The 17,795-nt window shown below is 38.8% G+C and carries 16 protein-coding genes; 3 read left to right on the top strand and 13 right to left on the bottom strand.

The annotated features are described in order from the left end of the window. Nucleotides 1-53: 53 nt before the first annotated feature. A complete protein-coding gene (locus BN2628_RS03490; RefSeq protein ID WP_044228645.1) occupies nucleotides 54-497 on the bottom strand; it encodes a LexA family protein in 444 nt (147 codons plus the stop codon). Nucleotides 498-594: 97 nt separating this feature from the next. On the opposite strand from BN2628_RS03490, the gene BN2628_RS03485 reads away from it, so the two are divergent. After that, nucleotides 595-822: a DUF6965 family protein gene (locus BN2628_RS03485; RefSeq protein ID WP_044228647.1), complete on the top strand. Its 228-nt coding sequence runs from the start codon at nucleotides 595-597 to the stop codon at nucleotides 820-822. Nucleotides 823-1,081: 259 nt separating this feature from the next. On the opposite strand, the gene BN2628_RS03480 is transcribed toward BN2628_RS03485, so the two are convergent. Then, complete coding sequence (locus BN2628_RS03480; RefSeq protein WP_044228649.1) at nucleotides 1,082-1,819, bottom strand: hypothetical protein; 738 nt, start codon at nucleotides 1,817-1,819, stop codon at nucleotides 1,082-1,084. Between the two features lie 443 nt (nucleotides 1,820-2,262). Between BN2628_RS03480 and BN2628_RS03475 the strand changes: the two genes are divergently transcribed. Then, nucleotides 2,263-3,111 (top strand): hypothetical protein, encoded by an 849-nt coding sequence (locus BN2628_RS03475; RefSeq protein WP_052431521.1) that lies wholly within the window; start codon nucleotides 2,263-2,265, stop codon nucleotides 3,109-3,111. A 476-nt stretch (nucleotides 3,112-3,587) separates the two neighbouring features. Continuing rightward, nucleotides 3,588-4,748: an alpha/beta hydrolase family protein gene (locus BN2628_RS03470; RefSeq protein ID WP_257606377.1), complete on the top strand. Its 1,161-nt coding sequence runs from the start codon at nucleotides 3,588-3,590 to the stop codon at nucleotides 4,746-4,748. A 98-nt stretch (nucleotides 4,749-4,846) separates the two neighbouring features. Here BN2628_RS03470 and BN2628_RS03465 read toward each other — a convergent pair whose 3' ends face one another. From BN2628_RS03465 to BN2628_RS03415, 11 genes are all read right to left on the bottom strand, one after another. Beyond that, nucleotides 4,847-7,417, bottom strand: a complete 2,571-nt coding sequence (locus tag BN2628_RS03465; protein ID WP_055096056.1) for a beta-N-acetylglucosaminidase domain-containing protein — start codon at nucleotides 7,415-7,417, stop codon at nucleotides 4,847-4,849. A gap of 114 nt (nucleotides 7,418-7,531) precedes the next feature. Next, nucleotides 7,532-8,674 (bottom strand): acyltransferase family protein, encoded by a 1,143-nt coding sequence (locus BN2628_RS03460; protein WP_044228657.1) that lies wholly within the window; start codon nucleotides 8,672-8,674, stop codon nucleotides 7,532-7,534. Nucleotides 8,675-9,072: 398 nt separating this feature from the next. Next, the gene (locus BN2628_RS03455) at nucleotides 9,073-9,636 is read right to left on the bottom strand and encodes a Crp/Fnr family transcriptional regulator (protein WP_021929960.1); all 564 of its coding nucleotides are present in this window, start codon (nucleotides 9,634-9,636) and stop codon (nucleotides 9,073-9,075) included. 292 nt (nucleotides 9,637-9,928) lie between these two features. Continuing rightward, on the bottom strand, nucleotides 9,929-10,567 hold the full coding sequence (aat, locus tag BN2628_RS03450; RefSeq protein WP_044228662.1) for a leucyl/phenylalanyl-tRNA--protein transferase: 639 nt from the start codon (nucleotides 10,565-10,567) through the stop codon (nucleotides 9,929-9,931). A 3-nt stretch (nucleotides 10,568-10,570) separates the two neighbouring features. Beyond that, nucleotides 10,571-12,844: an AAA family ATPase gene (locus BN2628_RS03445; RefSeq protein WP_055096054.1), complete on the bottom strand. Its 2,274-nt coding sequence runs from the start codon at nucleotides 12,842-12,844 to the stop codon at nucleotides 10,571-10,573. A 17-nt stretch (nucleotides 12,845-12,861) separates the two neighbouring features. Next, nucleotides 12,862-13,170: an ATP-dependent Clp protease adaptor ClpS gene (locus BN2628_RS03440; RefSeq protein WP_044228668.1), complete on the bottom strand. Its 309-nt coding sequence runs from the start codon at nucleotides 13,168-13,170 to the stop codon at nucleotides 12,862-12,864. Between the two features lie 124 nt (nucleotides 13,171-13,294). Continuing rightward, nucleotides 13,295-14,227: an O-fucosyltransferase family protein gene (locus BN2628_RS03435; protein WP_044228671.1), complete on the bottom strand. Its 933-nt coding sequence runs from the start codon at nucleotides 14,225-14,227 to the stop codon at nucleotides 13,295-13,297. A gap of 568 nt (nucleotides 14,228-14,795) precedes the next feature. Beyond that, entirely contained in the window at nucleotides 14,796-15,323 is a 528-nt protein-coding gene (locus BN2628_RS03430; RefSeq protein WP_055096052.1) for a chromate transporter, read from the bottom strand. Then, nucleotides 15,320-15,865 carry a chromate transporter gene (locus BN2628_RS03425; RefSeq protein WP_044228676.1) on the bottom strand — a complete coding sequence of 182 codons (546 nt, stop codon included), beginning with the start codon at nucleotides 15,863-15,865 and terminating at the stop codon, nucleotides 15,320-15,322. Before BN2628_RS03425 ends, BN2628_RS03430 begins: the two co-directional genes overlap by 4 nt. A 74-nt stretch (nucleotides 15,866-15,939) precedes the next feature. Further along, complete coding sequence (locus BN2628_RS03420) at nucleotides 15,940-16,689, bottom strand: LytR/AlgR family response regulator transcription factor (protein WP_055096050.1); 750 nt, start codon at nucleotides 16,687-16,689, stop codon at nucleotides 15,940-15,942. Next, nucleotides 16,686-17,759 carry a sensor histidine kinase gene (locus BN2628_RS03415; RefSeq protein ID WP_055096048.1) on the bottom strand — a complete coding sequence of 358 codons (1,074 nt, stop codon included), beginning with the start codon at nucleotides 17,757-17,759 and terminating at the stop codon, nucleotides 16,686-16,688. The genes BN2628_RS03420 and BN2628_RS03415 overlap by 4 nt, the downstream gene beginning before the upstream one ends. Nucleotides 17,760-17,795: the final 36 nt, after the last annotated feature.

Here is a 17,795-nt window from a genome sequence, read left to right as displayed (position 1 = left end):
AATACCCACACTGTTCTTCAGAAACAAAGAAAACAATTAATTGTGTTAAACGGTTATTTTCTTGCCTTTTTAACAATATAGGTAACGACTCCCCATATTATAAATTCATTTTCCGGTGTTATCAGTATAGGAGAATACTCAGGATTAGCCGGAACGAGCCGAATCTCTTTTTTTTCCTTGTTCACATTTACATACTTTACCGTAAATTCTCCGTCAATGAAGCATACGGCAATATCTCCGTCTCTCAAGTCAAGAGACTTATCGATAACGAGAATATCCATATCGTCAATATGAGCGTCAGTCATCGAGTTGCCGTCGACTCTTGCCAGAAAAGTACTTTCCGGATTTTTAATTAGCTCCCTGTTCAAGTCTATAGCAATATCGATATAATCTTGTGCCGGAGATGGGAAACCTGCCCGTATGCCTTGGTCGGCGAAAGGAACGGATATCGCAGTTTTTGTTTCCACAGGATACAGGGTAATTCGACCTTTTTTCATTGTTTTTTGTTTTATAACAACAGTCGCACCTGAATGTATCTCTGTTTTTAGAATATTTACATCAGGGAAAATACAACTTTATATAAAATAAGACAAGATGAAAGAGTATACAAAACGCGAGACCCAGATAATTATTGCCTGGGCAAAAGAATGTAAGTTCGAAGGGGCATTTGATTTATCGAAGGCCGAACACATCGAAGATGTACAAATGTTTCTCGATGCAGAAGTATGTCAAATTCAGGCACACGAAGGAAATCCGGTATTTAATTCGTCGATAGACCGCCTGTACAGGCTCAAAAAGGCTTTAGAAGAGGCAGGAAAATAATAATAGTTCCGGATTCCTAATTACTCCTCTCTATTTTCGAGAGGATAACTTCATATATGTCTGACAAAGATTCGCTCAAATACAATCAGAAAGAGCAGGCTGCGGTTTTTCCTTGCATTTGAGAATTCTTTGATTTTGAAAAAGAATAGTATTATAAAATCTGAAAAATAAGAATGCAAGTAATTACGACAACCTAAAATAATTCTTTTCAAATATGTAATTCGCATCTTTTAAGCGTTCTTTATATTCTTCTTCTTTGTTATGGTTTCAATTCACCATTGCATTCTGGTAATCTCCGATTTACTGACATTATTTTGTCGAAGCGGGCAATTATATATTCCCATTCTGTGTACAGGTAGTTTCCATGGTCTTTAATTTTATCGGGAGATAAGTCTTTCAGTATATTTTGATATTTCAAATGTATATGTCCGAAAAGCCACCTGTAATAGTAATAATCATATCTGAGGGCATTTGCAGTTACATAATTATAGTTGTAGTTGGAAAGGAGACTGAAAAGACGTGTTATTTGCATAAAGTCTAAGTAATATTTATATGTCTCGGTATTGACTAACTGATCCATTTCCTTTTCTAAATTGAGATAGCCACAGGCCTCGCATTTTAGTATACGGGTTAGTTCCTCGTCTATTTGCTTGTTTTGTAATTTTGAAACCAAAATATCACAACTTTTACGGCAGCGAACAATGGTATCACTGTTAAATCGTTCTATTACATTAAGGATTTGTGCGTCGTAGTTTTGTCTCGCAAATTTAAAGTTGGTTTTGATTTCTTCCTCATGAGATATACTTGCTCTGTTTTGTTGCCATATCGTGTAGATTACCGCTATAAATGATGTACTGGAAAGCAGTATCGATGTATATTGAAGCCAAAACTCCGTTACACTGGGTCGAGTACCATACAAGAAACTGACAAGAATAGGAAATAATACAATGGCAAGGATAAGTAAAACTATTGTGGCTATCAATATATATTTTTTCATGTCGTATTTTTTTACAAATATAGAAAATTATATATTGCAAATTGCTTTTCTACTGCATTAAACACCTTGCTTTATAAGCATTAACTGTAGATTTTCTTCAAATTATCTCAAGACAGGCCTACTTTGACCGATAGAGGTGAGGATACCTGTCAAGCTTGCATAACTACCTGAAATAAAACGAAAAATTTACTCTCGTTATTAAAAAACCAAGTGAAACAATAAATCAATTTACGATTCTCTTATTCCTATTACTCATAATAATTAAATCTTAAGTCATATCCATTTTTTTTGACTCTTTATGAAAGAACTGTACAAATCTTTTGTACTAAAAAGATAAAAATAAACGTTAATTATATCTTTTTAAAGCATAGATTTTGAAAACGGTGGCAACATGTCTATCTTTGTTCGTTTCTTTTCGATGATATATTCTAAAATAAAAAAATATGAACGTAAAAAATTTGTTGATTATGGCGGTAACCACTGCAATGTCTTTCGGATTTGCCGCATGTTCTTCTGACGATGATGATGACACAAGCGGATTACTTTATAATGATGTAAATTCGGAATATAATGACTATGTCAGTGTCTGTGGGATAAAGTGGGCGAGAGGTAATCTCCAACATTTGGGTGAAGAGTGGAAGATTGCCGACCATCAGTGGGAATATTTTAATTATGTCGATGGAAATACCGGGTCATCTGTCACTCAAAGTTCTTCACAAATGGATCATTTCAATTGGGGTGTATGCGGAGTAAATGCTTTGACTACCAGTTTTACCGTTTGTGCAAAGAAAGTATCCCAAGATATAAGCGGCAAGATGTTTACCGACGAGGCATGTACTGCTGAGACCACAGACTTTTCTGCCGCATCGTATGGCGATATCGCTTATTGGGCAACTCAAGGCTCATGGCGGTTGCCGACACAGGCAGAATTAGAAAAACTGTACAATGAGGCCTCGTACCAGTACGGATATTATACGACAGAAGACGGTAAGGACGTTTACGGATATTTGTTTACACCTCCGAAGAAAAGCGGTCGTATAGAAAATACTACAGCACGTCAGATTACTGACGAAGAATTGATAGGCGGGCTCTTCCTTCCGGCAACCGGCTGCCGTATCAACCCGGGAACAGTAGTCTCTAACGGAGGAAAAGTAGGTTATTATTGGACATCCCAATATCGTAATGCCGGTAATAACGATTATGCCTATTATTTGGAGTTGCAACCGACTCAGATCCGTTGGGCAGGAAATGCCAGTTACTATGGACGGTCGGTACGTCCTGTAAAAAATTGATTTTACAACCACGACAGGCTGCAAGAAATATCAGACATATTAATCGTTGCTGGCTCAATCCGGCAACGATTTTTTTCAGATTTAGCTATTACAATAAATTGGATATTCTATTGTTTCTGTCTGGCTTATATTTTACTATTGGCAAATTTATCTTCCATAGAATAAGAGTTGGTAGTCTTTTACCTCTTCATATATGAGATTCTTTGTATATAAGAAAGCGTATAAACAAAAAAAGGTTGTCATCACGACAACCAATCTTCATTAACCTTAAATCTAATACTATGAAAAACACAATGCAAATATAGATGATATATGTTATATAACATAATTATTTGATGATAAAATGCTTTTAATTAACATTAATTATCCTTTCAAAAGATTTATGATTGTCACAATGACAATACTTTAGTTGATAATCATGTATATTTGTCTATCATTAGAATCATCTACGTTAAAAATAAAGTTTTTTTATAAAAATGAAGTCAATAATTTATTGGTCAGCATTACTATCAAGTGCATTATTTATGACTCAATGTGCAAACAGCAAGAAGATAACCCAGAAAAATGATACCCCTAAAGAACGGAATTTTGCTTATCAAGATAGTTTTTCATCTTCAGTTTATTATCAAGACCTCTATAACTGTGCCGAAATGAAATATGCATTCAAAGGCACCACATATAAGGAGTTTGAAATCTGGCAAAAAGAATTTAGGGATAAATTAAAAGAAAGACTGGGTATCACTAAGTTAGAAAAACAATTGGCCTCATTTGAAGTTAAAGCTCGGAAGATTGATTCAGAAGATATAGGATATGCCATTAGAGAAAGATGGGAGATATGGACTGAGCCCAACGTACCTCTGCCGTTTGTATTATTATTGCCTAAAAATAAAGAAGGAAAATTGCCCTTAATGATAACACCGCATGGGCATGGAAAAAATACGGAAACCTATGCCGGGATATATCTCTCTGAACAAGAGCGTATTGAAGGTGAAGTGGGTGAACGAAATGTCGCTGTACAGGCAGTACAAAATGGTTTTATTGCAATTGCTCCTACTTCGAGAGGTTTCGGGAAGACTCGTACCCCGGAAGATAAGGCAAAAGATATACCGTATTCCTGTCGTACATTATTGATGCAAGATTTGCTGGTTGGACGTACACCTATCGGAGACAGAGTGTGGGATATTTCCAAACTGATAGATTGGGCATTGGCAGAATTACCCGTTGATAAGAAAAATATTATTGTTTCCGGTAATTCCGGAGGAGGTACTACAACCCTTTTTGCCGGAGCGTGTGACACCCGTATATCGATGTCAATTCCTGCTTCATATTTCAGCACATTTACAAAAAGTATTGGAGCAATGTATCATTGCGACTGCAATTACATCCCGGGGATATTGGAATACGGTGAGATGGCCGATATTGCAGGATTGACAGCCCCTCGCTTATTCTGTGCTTTAAATGGGAAAAAAGATCCTATGTTTCCTTTGAAAGAGGCTCAAAAAGCTTTTGCAGACCTGAAGAAAATATATACAGCAGCTGGAGTGCCTGATAATTGTGAGCTTTATATCGGTAATGAGGGACATCGCTACTATAAAACAGGAGCATGGAATTTTATAAATAAGCATCTGTCAAAATAGAATAGGTCTTTATAATAAAAAAACAGAAAAAGCCGTGTAGAGTAAAACTTAAAACACGGCTTTTTCTGTTTTGGATGCGATAAAATATCTTTAGTTATCTATTTGAATTGAGGAACAATTTCAAATAATTCTACATCACCTTCTATCTGTATTTGAGATACACCATCACTAAGCTCCGTTGTATAATATGCTGAGTCGATAGCGGTCTCAGACACCGGTGTACCATCCGTTTTGAGTTGTTTGATTTTAGCGGAAGACGTAGCTGCAATCGGTTTTATCAATAAAATATAACCTTTGACATTTTCCGGCACTTCAAAAGTAAGAATACCCTGATTTTTATAAGATGTACCTAAACGTTTGTCAAACGCATAAAGGGCTTCTTGCTGGTTTTCCGCATCCAAATGAAATCCTAAATTTTCAATCCGAACCGGATTCACATCAAACGAACGTATGGCAGCATAATTTGTCCGGGCAGATTCGAGCCTTTTCAATCGCACATATCTGGCTTTTACAGGCTCTCCGTTCCACTGAATCACATATTGCTTTTTCAGCTCTTTAGATAAAGGCGTCCAGGCTGTTCCGTCTTCAGAATATTCCAGTAGTGCATGGTCGAAGTAGTCAACGTCATCAACAGAGTTCCTTCCTTGCAAAATAGAAATATCGGAAATATTCCGGACACTTCCCAAATCTATCCCTATCCAGTCTCCCGTCTTTTGAGCAATACCGGAAGTGTAATAAGTTGTAGAGTCGTTATCGAACATCAGTTTGGACAACGTCGTTTTAGCATTATTGAATGAACCTATACCTTTATAATACATCGGAGTTTCACCCATCAGCCTTGCCAAAAATCCATAACCCATATCATCCATGGCATTTTCATAAAACGGCTGTAGTTTCATGGTCCCCGATTTATGAGCTTCGTAATTTTCCCGCTCTTCCTTACTCATCAGGTTTTGTACATATTTGTTCCAAAAAACAGCATTATCCTGACCAGAACGATAAATACGCATAAGTTCTAATGCCAGTTTTCCCCTCGTCCCTAATTTGCCGAACTCTATAAGCCAAGGTTGCAACTCTTTGAACAATACACGATTGGTACATCCGTTCTTAATCTCTTCAGGAGCTTTTTCTACTCTGTCAAATTCTTCCCGGAGAGCCTGATAATCGCTTTCAGTCCAATTGTCCATTCTGAAAGTGTTTGTTTCCCACGATTCATCTCTGCGATAGCCGGTTTCCGTGTCACAAGAATGGATGGCAAAAGTCCGGTACGCTTCTTTTGCTTCGGGCATCAATTCTCCTAAACCTCTTTCCCAATTGTCTATAGGATTATAGTTTGCTGTATTCCATGAATAATCGGCAACCCCGTACAAAGCCAGCTTCGAAGCCTCGCCATGCTCCATCGGGTTACTGGCTATACCGCATAAATGGGTACTGTTAAGAGACGTATTCAGTCCGTATACCGGACCTTGTAAAATTATATTCCGTACATAGTCGGTAACCGGATAGTTCCACCAGAAATAGGCCGGTCTTTTGATGCGGGAGTTTACCCAGTCCAACGTCTCTTTTGTCAAATCACTACAAACGACATCCCCTGTCCAGAAAACCTCGACCGATGGGTCAAGTGTCTCTCCGTATATGGCCAAACTTCCTTGGGGAGTCGGGTTGGCCCAAAGTCTGGAGTAGTCGGTCGGGCAGACAATTAAAGACGATACATCCCCTTTTGCTTTCACAAAGTCATTGGTCAATCTGTTCAGCAATTCCGTCTGCTTCACCGGATTAGTTCCTTCTCCCGAAATATCATCGAAAAAGATAGCAAAAGAACGCACACCGAGGTCATACATCCAGTTGAATTTGTTAATGAGGTTTTTATAATCTTCCTCATTCCATTTGATATCCTGTCCCGGGTGTATAGCCCAGACAAAATCCACCCGGTTCCGCTTACAAGCCTGTATCAGCTCCGCAATGTTCTTAGCCTCTTTTTCAGGATATGGAAGTCTCCAGTTCGGGCAGCTGTGATAAGGGTCGTCTTTGGGACCATACAGATAAGTATTCATTTTGAATTTACCGTAAAAATCAATCAATGACATCCTTACATCATGTGACCAAGGAGTTCCGTAAAATCCCTCGACTACACCCCTGTATTTCAAGTCCGGGTAATCATTTATTTCCAGATAAGGCAATTTCCCTCCCGCTGTCGCCGGGCTTTCAACAAGTTGTCTGAGGGTCTGTATTCCATAAAAAGCACCTTTTTCGTCATAACCTGTAATCGATATCCCCTTACTGTCTATACTCATGACATATGAGCCCGATATAGCTTTTGCCCCTCGTTTTGATGCCACCTTCGTTCCGAAATCAATAGAAAGTTTCACCCCTTTTTTATTAAAGGTGACAAAACCCAAATCGTTGGAAAATTTATCTTGTCTGTCTTTTAGACATACTCCTTCTGATATATTGAGCGTACTTTCTTTATGGAAAACCAATCTTTGCGGAGTAGGGTTGATGATTATTCCCTGATGATCCAATTTTTTACCGGGAACAGGCAAAACGTCTTGAGATTCCGATCTTTGGGAGGACAAATCAAAATCACTCTCCTGAGCAGAAAGTGTTCCACATATCAATGCTCCGGCAACCCAAATAACCAGTGATTTTTTACAATTAATCATTTTCATAATAAAAATATATTATACATGGCATCTTATTTCTAAAAATAGTTATTAAAAATAGAAAACTTAACAAAGTTAATTAATTATCTTATCCAGACAACTACTCCGATATCTTTAATTCTATTTTTTTACTAAAAATCTTTTACTTAACCATTTTCTTACCGGTTCGTCATACAACTTCAGACAGAGATACGCCAATAGAATGTTTCCGAAGAATAAGCCCAAAGCGACAGGCCAAGTTTGGGAAAAAGTTAGTTTTTCTCCCCAAACCCATGCATAGAACAAGTACATGAAAGGATAATGTACAATATACAGAGGATAGGATATATCTCCCAAAAACTTACAGATTCTTGATGTTCCTTTGTCTGTTGTCTTTCCCGAAGCTCCCAGATATACCAGTATCGGGAAAATGATAATAGAACATACCGAATCGTAAATACCATTCATCCATAAAGCTTCGGTTCCTCCGATGTGAGGTACGGAGAGAAGAACAGCGATTGTCAAACTACATATCCAAAAAGCTCCTCGGATATGTACCGGTTTGAAAACACGGGACATCAGCAATCCCATAGAGAACGAAAACAGCAGTCGAAGAAAACCTCCGAGCAGATTGTAATCCAATAATGACCAGCCTACACCCAAATGTCCGAAACCGGAAAGGTTGGAGATGGCAAATGACGCCAATCCGATTCCGGCAAAAATGACAAGAACTGTAAGAGCCTTGGTAGACATTCTACGTATAAACAACGCATACAGAAGATTACCGATATATTCGAAAAATAAAGACCAGCTGGGCCCATTTAGCGGATACATCTCTCCATTGCCGCGAACCTCATGGCCTGAACCCGGTATTGCCGGAATCAAGAACAGATTGAGAAGCATTGCGAGCATCAACATGGATATGGAAACTTGTGTACCATCCCATTTTTCACAACCTTGTATATAGAATGTAATAGCCCCTAAAACGGCTCCCATAACGACCATCGGGTGCAGACGTATCAACCGGCGCTTTATAAAATCTTTTATTGTCATGGATGTTTTCCAGCGGTCGTCATAAGCATAACCGATAACAAATCCTGATAAAATAAAGAAAAAGTCGACAGCCAGATACCCATGATTGAATCGTTGGTCGATGGGACTTGTTGCAAAACCTTCAAATACATGATACCATATGACAAGGAGGGCTGCAACACCTCTAAGGCCATCCAGCAGTTCGTAATGCGGTTTAGTGTCTGCAAAAGCAGCGGAAGAAATTTTTTGCATGATGAATTTATAAATTATATTATTGTAATCAGCGCATTTTATGATGCCGCAAAGATAAGTAACTTACAAATTCTAAAATTTGTCCTGCGTCAAAATATTAAGATTTATCCAAAATTTATTGAAGAAAAATACAATGAGACACAGAGATATTTTATAACATTCAGCAACAAGCCTCAGCTCGTTTTGACAACGAGCAAATAATTTATCTCTAATTTGCATTAGAACTCATAGCAAAGAAAATCAATCCTTTATACTGTAATGATTATTTCACATTTTCTGGAGACCGGTACATTTCCCCTTTTCTGTAAATGATATGTGCCAAACATTTTTTTTCTAAACCCTCTGCCCGACAAGAAGCTTCAACCCTGTATAATTTGAAAATACCTGTCTTGTCATAACTATTTTTGAGCTCTGAGACGACTGAGTGTCGAGAGCGTTATACCCAGATAAGACGCGATATATCCCAGCTGTACCCGCTGGCACACCTGGGGAAACTGTTGCATAAACTTCTTATATCTTTCCTTGGCCGATAGAGTAAGATGCTCTTTATGGGAACGGTGCAAGCGCCGGTATTCGTTCTGATGAATAATTCTCCCCCAATTAGCCAGTTCGATATTAGTCTGGAAAAGCCGGAGCAAATCATTTAGTGATATCCTATAAGCAACAACATCCTCAAGTGTTTCTACAAATTCCTCGCTCATTTTATTATAGTATAGCTCATCCATACTGAAAACGATACTCCCTTCCCACGCAAAAGACGTCGTTATTTCTTCACCGTTTACCAGCCAGAAAGAACGAGTCATCCCTTTTTCAATAAAATAAGCCGATTTACAAAACTGGTTTGCTTTTATCAGTTGAAATCTTTTAGGAAAATGGCACAAACTCACATTTTCTTTAAGCGTTTGTATGGTATCGTCGGAAATCGGATATAAAGAATTTATTTTATCTATCACATTCTTCATAAAGCAAATTCATAATTATTTTCTGTCATCGTCAAATATAACAAAAATAACCAAGAGCCGGAGAAAAATATATTAAGATAATTATCAGCTCAAAGAGCCCTGGCTGAATTTTGCTCGGGCCAGGTGTATGAATATCTTTCGAGGATGTTTTTCTGTTTTTAATAGCAGGCTATTTGACAAGTGAAAACGAAAAAAAGACCGGAAGAAAATGCAAATAATTTCCTTATCGGAAAATTTGGACAACAGCTCTTAATCTCAGCGCGAGAACTCGAAAAAATCAATGAAACCCCTCTCATTTCCGCAAATATCCCATATAGGTATCATAATCTATGTGTCGGCCTCCCATGGATAGCAGATGAGGAGTTTCAAACTGGCAATCTATCATGACACCGCCATTTTCATGAAAAAAGTCTGCCAAGTAAACAAGAGCCAGTTTTGAAGCATTAGGAACCAATGAAAACATACTTTCACCGAAAAAACATCGTCCCAATGTCACCCCATAAAGTCCGCCCGCTAATGCATCTTTATCCCATACCTCTACACTGGCGGCAAATCCCTGCTCATACAAGCGGGTATATGCCTCTGTCATTTCCGGTCCGAGCCAAGCCCCGTTTTGATGGATACGCAAACGGCTGCAATGATATATGACCTCATTAAAAGCCCGATTGATGGTTATACGATATTTTCCCTTATGGATAAGGGTGCGCATAGAGTGGGAGACATGTATCTCATTCGGGAAAATGACAAAGCGGTCTAAAGGGCACCACCATTGTATAATACCTTCTCGAAAAGCATACCAGGGAAATATTCCGTTAGAGTAAGCCAGTATAAGCCGGTCGATGGAAAGATCACCACCCACAGCCAGCAATCCGTCCGGGTCCCCGTAATGAGGGTCGGGAAATATAAGCTCATCGGTCAGTCTGTAAACCATCTTCTAATCCCTCCCGGCATTAGTTTCTTCATCTATACTTTTTTCAGATTCCGTAAGCTGTAGTTTCAATGTATCATCTTCAACAAGAACAGAAGTCTTTCCTCCTTTTTTCAAAGACCCGAATAAGATTTCCCGCATCAAAAGAGGTTTCAGGGATGAAGCTATGACCCGGTCCATTTCCCGGGCACCGTATTCAGGTAAAAAACCTCGTAGAAGTAACCATTTCCGAGCCTCATCTCTAAGTTCCATGGATATTCGTCGCGCTGTCAATTTCTGATTCAATTCTCCAAGTTTTTTGTCAAGGATAAGTGAAGCCATTCGGTAATCCATATCATGAAAGACGACTGTGGCTGACAGCCGGTTTATGAATTCCGGTTTGAAAGTCTTCTTCACCTGCTTAAGCATGACTTCTCCGGCAGCTATTCGGCTGTTGAACCCGACAGAAGCTTGACGGGCATATTGCGCACCGGCATTGGAAGTCATGATGAGTATCACATGGCGGCAATCGGCTTTACGCCCTTTATTATCAGTAAGTACCGCATAGTCCATTACCTGTAGTAAAATATTGAATATATCGGGATGAGCCTTTTCTATCTCGTCAAGCAGCAATACGCAGTTAGGTGTTTTCCGTATCGCATCAGTCAGTAGTCCCCCGTCTTCATATCCCACATAACCTGCCGGAGAGCCGATAAGCTTGGCGACGGTATGTTTCTCCGTATACTCGCTCATATCGAACCGTTGCAAAGATATGCCCAATTCAGAAGCAAGAACTTTGGCCACCTCTGTTTTTCCTACTCCGGTAGGGCCGACAAAAAGAAAGCTGGCCAATGGCTTGTTCTCGTCCAGCAATCCGGCTTTCGACATCTGTACAGCCTCCACTACTTGGCGCACAGCTTCGTCCTGACCATATATTTTTGCACTGATACGTTCGTACAAAGTCTCTAGAGTAGAAGCATCATCTTCCTTCATCGCAAGCGCATCGACTTTACAAACACGGGCCAGTATCTCCGTAATCAGGTTTTTATCTACTGTTTGTTGTTGAGCCGAAGGGGTAGGATGCATTTCCCTGTAAGCTCCGGCTTCATCCACCAAATCAATCGCCTTGTCAGGAAGAAATCTGTCATTGATATAGCGGGCACTTGCCCTGACGGCATAAGGAATGACATCAAGTTCATAAACTACCCCGTGATATGATTCATATTTCTCCTTCAAGCCCTCCACGATATGTATTGTCTCCTCTATACTTGGCTCCAGTATATCTATTTGTTGAAAACGACGAACCAAACCTTTACTGCGGGAAAAATATCGGTTAAATTCTTCATAAGTCGTAGAACCTATGAAACGTATGTCCCCGTTTTCCAGATAAGGTTTCAGCATATTGGACGCATCCATAGAGCCATCTCCCGTACGTCCGGCACCGATGAGGTTGTGTATTTCATCGATATAGACAATGGCATGCCCTTCATTTTGTACACCATCCATGATTGCTTTCAACCGTTTTTCAAAATCCCCCCTATACTGAGTACCGGCCAGCAAAGCCCCCAAATCCAACTCGTAAATACGGAAACCCCGAAGCCGTTCAGGGACGTTACCCGCTTCGATACGGGCAGCCAATCCATAAGCGAGAGAAGTCTTTCCCACACCGGGTTCACCGACATGAAGCGGATTATTCTTCTCCTTGCGGCAAAGCACCTGTATCGTACGTTCCAACTCGCTTTCCCGGCCTATAAGTGGATTATGTTCCTTTAAGCAATCATTGAGACACGTTACATAACTTTTCCAACCCTCTTTTTTCCCCTGTTCATCAGAGATAGGCATTTCATCCTCGTATTCAACCGCTTCATACTGAGAAATCAGGCAACTAAGAAACTCAGGCATTTCTTCACCCAAAGTCTCTTTGAGAAAATGACAAGCCCACGAATCCTGTAATCGGAGCATTCCCTGTATAAGGTGGGGGACATCCAGTTCCTCGGCGCTCGAGTAGTTGAGCATTATATAAGCATGTTGTAGCAAAGAGTTGAGCTGAGCCGAAATCTCCAGATGATATTCCACACCTTCAGGGATACTTTCTATCTCTTTTGTCAGATAAGCTTCTATGCGGTCAGCAAGCTCTTGAATGTTGCAGAAACAGTCTTCCAGTGCATTTATAAACGGTCTTTGGGTGAGAAAAGCACATAACAGATGTTCCGGCATGATAAATTCATGCCGCAATTCAGTAGCTTTATGTTGTGCGTAAGAAAATGCAACGTCGACAAACTCTGTATTTTTTATATCCATATTTTTCCTTCGATAACTTATTCATCTTCTGGCTCTACAGTAAGTCGGAGGGGAAAGCCCTTACTTCGAGCCATATGGGTAGCTTTTTGTACTTTAGACAACGCAATGTCATAAGAATAGACTCCGACTACGGCAGAATTGCTTTTATGTACCTGTAGCATAAGCCGTTCCGCTTCGGCCTGCGATTTGAAGAAAACAGTAGTAAGTATTTCCACAACAAAATCCATGGTTGTGAAATCATCATTGAAAATTCTTACTTTAAACCTCCGCGGCTCATGTATATCTACGCGTTCTTTATTCTTGAAAGAAGATTGTTGCTGTTCCATAATGAGACAAAAATACGAAAAATACGCATTCTATACATCACTTTCATTTAAGTAAAATCGATGATTAGACGAGAAACGAGGCAGCCTCACTTTTTTTGATATTCGGTTTATAGCTTTGTAGTATTTACCACAGAAGCCATTCGTCGAAATCCACCCCATATGCCCGTTCTTTCTCCATACACATTCCTAAAAACATTCCGACATTAGAGCTGAATGTACCGACAAACAGTTCTGACATTCTCAATATTTCCATTGAAGCAAACAATTTTATCAAGTCTTTTTTCTTGCTTTCTTTATCCTGACTTTGAAATTTTGCATGGAAATATCCTCTTTCCGAAGATTCTGTCAAAGAATAGAAACGCCACTGAGGATAATTTTGCTTCAACGTCTCAATGATTCTATAATCATCAGTTAAGACAAAAGCTTTTCTCAACAAAGACAATTTTTCCGCTTTATCGATATATGCCGAGCATTGCAACAATTCATGTTCGGTAAACTTATCGCCACCACGAATATGAAACCCGATATATTTATCCGGTAAATCCAGAGGCTGTATCAATTTCCGTATCTCACTCAAAGTCTCGGGATTGAAGCGATAAATCATTTTTATGATTTCATGAGCGACAGTGCGCAAATCTCCTTTCAGCTCTAATTGAGGAATAGAATACTCGATTCGGGCACATGAGACCTGCCGGAATTTGCAAAATAAGTCAAACGTAAGATAAGTATGCTTGTGCTTCAATCGCCATAGTAAATACTCCCAACGGGCCAGACCGTGAACAGAGAACCAAGGGTTTTCAGTACGTGCATTATATTTATGGTGAAACTTGTCATTCACCTCCTCACAAAAAGGTAAAAAATAATCTTGCCAACCATCTTTATATCCGAAATTTGCATCTGCCGAATACATAGAAAATCTTATCTGGGATTTCAGACAATAAATCATGGCCAATACCATATTGTTGAATTCTGAATAAAAGCCGGAATCACAACCCAAATGGAAAATTAATTTCCAGTAAGAAAAAGAATCATTGACCTCTTTATACTTTTGTATCATAATGCAAACAAAAACGAATCAGTATAAAATATTAAATATAAATAATTAAAAATCAAAATATTAATCCAGAAATTATTTCAAAAAAATAAATATTGTCGATATTATGTATACAAAGATAACCAATAATTTTAAAAATAAATTAGAGCCTGTTCATCTTTCGTTCGGGCCGGCTTTGGAAATTTCTTTAGAGATACTTTTTCTATTTTATCTTTCCTTTCGAGAAGGGCAGGAACGTACGACAGTGAAATGCCCACCATCGACAAACACTACAATCTCACCTCACTCAACAACAAATTACTTTTTTTGGAAAAATCAAACAAGCTCTTATTGGAATTATGGATAATCGTATATTTTCAACACACCATTGGAGTACTTGTTTTTGTCTAAAAAACAATACGAATTTATAAAAAAAGGTTGTCTCACGACAACCAATCTTCATTAACCTTAAATCTAATACCATGAAAAACACAGTACAAATATATAGAATTTTATGTTACATAACATAATTATTCGGCAGAAAAACGCATAAGTTAACATTAATTATATTTTAAGCGAATTTCGCTGTAATTTACCAATACAATATCAGCCCCGCAACACCGGCCAGACATATCATCGATATAGGATGAAGATTATATTTCCAAAGCAGGATAAATGACATTACAAAAATAATCAAGCTTTTATAATCAATAAAATTTTCTTTGTTTATCAGTAATAGAACTGCCGCTGCAATCAGAGAAACAGTCATCGGTCTCAATCCGGCAAAAGCAGCTTTTACAAATTTATTGGTTCTGAATTTGACAAAACAATACGAAATAACGAGCACCATTAAAAAGGAGGGGAGACATACCGCTATCGTAGCAACTACGGCACCCCAGACACTCCCGGTTGCCGAGTAGCCGATATATGTCGCACTGTTGATACCGATGGGACCGGGAGTCATTTGCGATATGGCAACGATATCGGTAAAAGACTTCAGGTCGAGCCAGTGATACTTGTCGACAACTTCATGCTGTATCAGTGACAACATGGCATATCCTCCGCCAAATCCCAAAATACCGATTTTCAGGTAAACCCACAATAACTGCCAGTATATCATATTTTACCACCTATCTTTTCTTTTATCCAGAATGTGTAAACGAATCCTCCTACGATAGCCCCCAGTACGATATATGCAGGAGATATTCCTGCCAACCATATAAGTAGTGCTCCTGCAATTACGAATATGATATTCAGGCCTCTTAACCGGATGGCTCGTGCAGTATGGATACAAGGCACGAGAATCAGAGCCACCACTGCAGGTCGTATCCCGTTAAATATTTTTGATATCCATACATTATCTTGAAAATGAGTAAAAAATACAGCAATCGATAACATGACTGCAAAAGCCGGTAAGATACTGCCCAAAGCGCAGACTATGCTACCTTTTATTTTTCTTAATCGGTACCCCACGAAAATAGATATATTGACGGCAAATACACCCGGCAGTGATTGCGTAACAGCAAAAATATCCATGAAATCTTTGGAGTCGAGCCAACCTTTGTTTACAATTTCCCTCTCTATCAGAGGTATCATGGCATATCCTCCACCGATAGTAAACATTCCGATTTTAGCAAAAGTAAAAAACAGTGTCCAATACATTGATATAAAGTCCTCTCCGATGTATATGTAAAATAAGAGAAAACAAAATTAGCCATTTTTTATAAATATGAAAGCTATTCTTGAGAAGGATTGCCATGAGTCTTTACCGAACGACGGTTTAGAAATTCTGCAAATTCATTTTTATATGAATCCGAAATGGGAATATATTGTTTCCCGAAAACAATACGGTTACGCTCGATAATTTTGATTTTATCCGGTTGTACGATAAATGAGCGATGCACTCTCATAAAACGGGACGAAGGAAGCATTTCTTCCATAGATTTCAAGCTCATCAAAGAAAGTACAGGATGGGGCTCATCTTCAAGATAGATTTTTATATAGTCTTTCAAACCTTCGATATACAATATTTTCTTTAACTCTATCTGCCGAAGTTTATAATCCGATTTTACGAAAATCGATTCTATTCCAGTATTACCATTTTCTGTTTGGACATGTTTATTTTTCAGTTCAAACCACTCAACAGCCCTGTTGCACGCCTCCAGAAAGTCTGCATAACTGATAGGTTTCAGCAGATAATCTATAGCCGGGATTTTATAACTGTCAACTGCATATTGGCTGAAAGCTGTCGTAAATATGATACGACATCTGTTCCGTATCATTTTGGAAAGTTCCATTCCATTTATATCAGGCATCTGTATATCGAGAAAAGCCAAGTCTATATCGTCCCGATTAATAAAGTCAAGAGCCGAAATTGCATCGGTAAATTTGCCGCACAATGTAAGGAAGGGTGTTTTTTGCACGTAACTTTCAAGCAAGTCCAAAGCCAAAGGCTCATCATCTACAATACAACATTTCAGGTTCATTTGTATTCCGGTTTTAGGAACAAGGTTAGCAACGTAGAATACCGGTCACCGGTTTGTTCCGTATGTAACAAATAACTATTGGGATACAGTAGTTCGAGCCGTCTCCTCAGATTTTCCAATCCTATGCCCGAACCACTTTTATCATGTTCATTTTTAGGGAAAAAGCTGTTTTCGATACAACAACTGATTTTTTCTTGTGGTACGATTTCAATGCAAATACTGACAAACGATTGGCAATTATTGCTCACACCATGCTTGAACGCATTCTCTATCAACGAAATAAACAGGAGTGGAGCAATATTCATACCCGTTACGGCTTGAGGAAGGGATACATCCAACTTTACCTTGTCCGATAAGCGTAATCTCATCAGCTCTATATAATTCCGTATAAAGTCGAGTTCTCTTTCCAATGGAACATAATTGCCTGTATTCTCGTACAGGACATACCGCAACAGCTTACTCAGGTCATGCACAGCCTGTTGTGCCTTCTCGGGGCTGAAGGTAATAAGAGAATAAATGTTGTTGAGTGTATTGAACAAAAAATGTGGATTCAACTGGTTCTGCAAATTTTTCAATTCAGCCTCGGCTCGCCTTTTCTCCAGTTCTTTTTGGGTGTTTTCCGACTCTATCCACTGGGATGTCATTTTTATAGCCACACTCAATCCTGCAGCCAGAAAAAGAGAAAATACATCTCGCGTAAGGAAAAAAAAGTCCCGATACCACACCCTGGGCCCCATTTTTACCATTTCCGGAGGTGGTGGGAAGTTTATGAAGTTCAAGTCTTTCCAGTACCGTATGCCCATACTGACAATGATGATGAGCAACAAATTCCAAAACAAATACTTATACGTCTGCTTTTTAAATAGAAACTTGTCAATGAGATAGAAATAATTGATATAAAAGACAACAGCCAAAGAAAAAGGAATTATAAAAAAATCCCAATAACGTATCATGCGACGGCCGGCAAAATTTTCTTCAAAAAAGAACAAAGGCAACCCGATAATAAGTCCCCATACGATAGCATGTATAGCGACTTGTAATATTCTATTTTTTTGTATATGCCCGCTCATAAAAACAATCTGTTACACAAAAATACAATTATAAAT

This window comes from Gabonia massiliensis (assembly GCF_001403595.1).
GTDB lineage: Bacteria > Bacteroidota > Bacteroidia > Bacteroidales > Coprobacteraceae > Coprobacter > Coprobacter secundus.
Note: the sequence above shows the minus strand (reverse complement) of the source record. Positions and strands in the feature narration are given on the sequence as shown.

Coding starts and splice junctions, on each gene's coding strand:
- BN2628_RS03490 (WP_044228645.1), bottom strand. CDS start 497: ATGAAAAAAGGTCGAATTACCCTGTATCCTGTGGAAACAAAAACTGCG.
- BN2628_RS03485 (WP_044228647.1), top strand. CDS start 595: ATGAAAGAGTATACAAAACGCGAGACCCAGATAATTATTGCCTGGGCA.
- BN2628_RS03480 (WP_044228649.1), bottom strand. CDS start 1,819: ATGAAAAAATATATATTGATAGCCACAATAGTTTTACTTATCCTTGCC.
- BN2628_RS03475 (WP_052431521.1), top strand. CDS start 2,263: ATGAACGTAAAAAATTTGTTGATTATGGCGGTAACCACTGCAATGTCT.
- BN2628_RS03470 (WP_257606377.1), top strand. CDS start 3,588: ATGAAGTCAATAATTTATTGGTCAGCATTACTATCAAGTGCATTATTT.
- BN2628_RS03465 (WP_055096056.1), bottom strand. CDS start 7,417: ATGAAAATGATTAATTGTAAAAAATCACTGGTTATTTGGGTTGCCGGA.
- BN2628_RS03460 (WP_044228657.1), bottom strand. CDS start 8,674: ATGCAAAAAATTTCTTCCGCTGCTTTTGCAGACACTAAACCGCATTAC.
- BN2628_RS03455 (WP_021929960.1), bottom strand. CDS start 9,636: ATGAAGAATGTGATAGATAAAATAAATTCTTTATATCCGATTTCCGAC.
- aat (WP_044228662.1), bottom strand. CDS start 10,567: ATGGTTTACAGACTGACCGATGAGCTTATATTTCCCGACCCTCATTAC.
- BN2628_RS03445 (WP_055096054.1), bottom strand. CDS start 12,844: ATGGATATAAAAAATACAGAGTTTGTCGACGTTGCATTTTCTTACGCA.
- BN2628_RS03440 (WP_044228668.1), bottom strand. CDS start 13,170: ATGGAACAGCAACAATCTTCTTTCAAGAATAAAGAACGCGTAGATATA.
- BN2628_RS03435 (WP_044228671.1), bottom strand. CDS start 14,227: ATGATACAAAAGTATAAAGAGGTCAATGATTCTTTTTCTTACTGGAAA.
- BN2628_RS03430 (WP_055096052.1), bottom strand. CDS start 15,323: ATGATATACTGGCAGTTATTGTGGGTTTACCTGAAAATCGGTATTTTG.
- BN2628_RS03425 (WP_044228676.1), bottom strand. CDS start 15,865: ATGTATTGGACACTGTTTTTTACTTTTGCTAAAATCGGAATGTTTACT.
- BN2628_RS03420 (WP_055096050.1), bottom strand. CDS start 16,689: ATGAACCTGAAATGTTGTATTGTAGATGATGAGCCTTTGGCTTTGGAC.
- BN2628_RS03415 (WP_055096048.1), bottom strand. CDS start 17,759: ATGAGCGGGCATATACAAAAAAATAGAATATTACAAGTCGCTATACAT.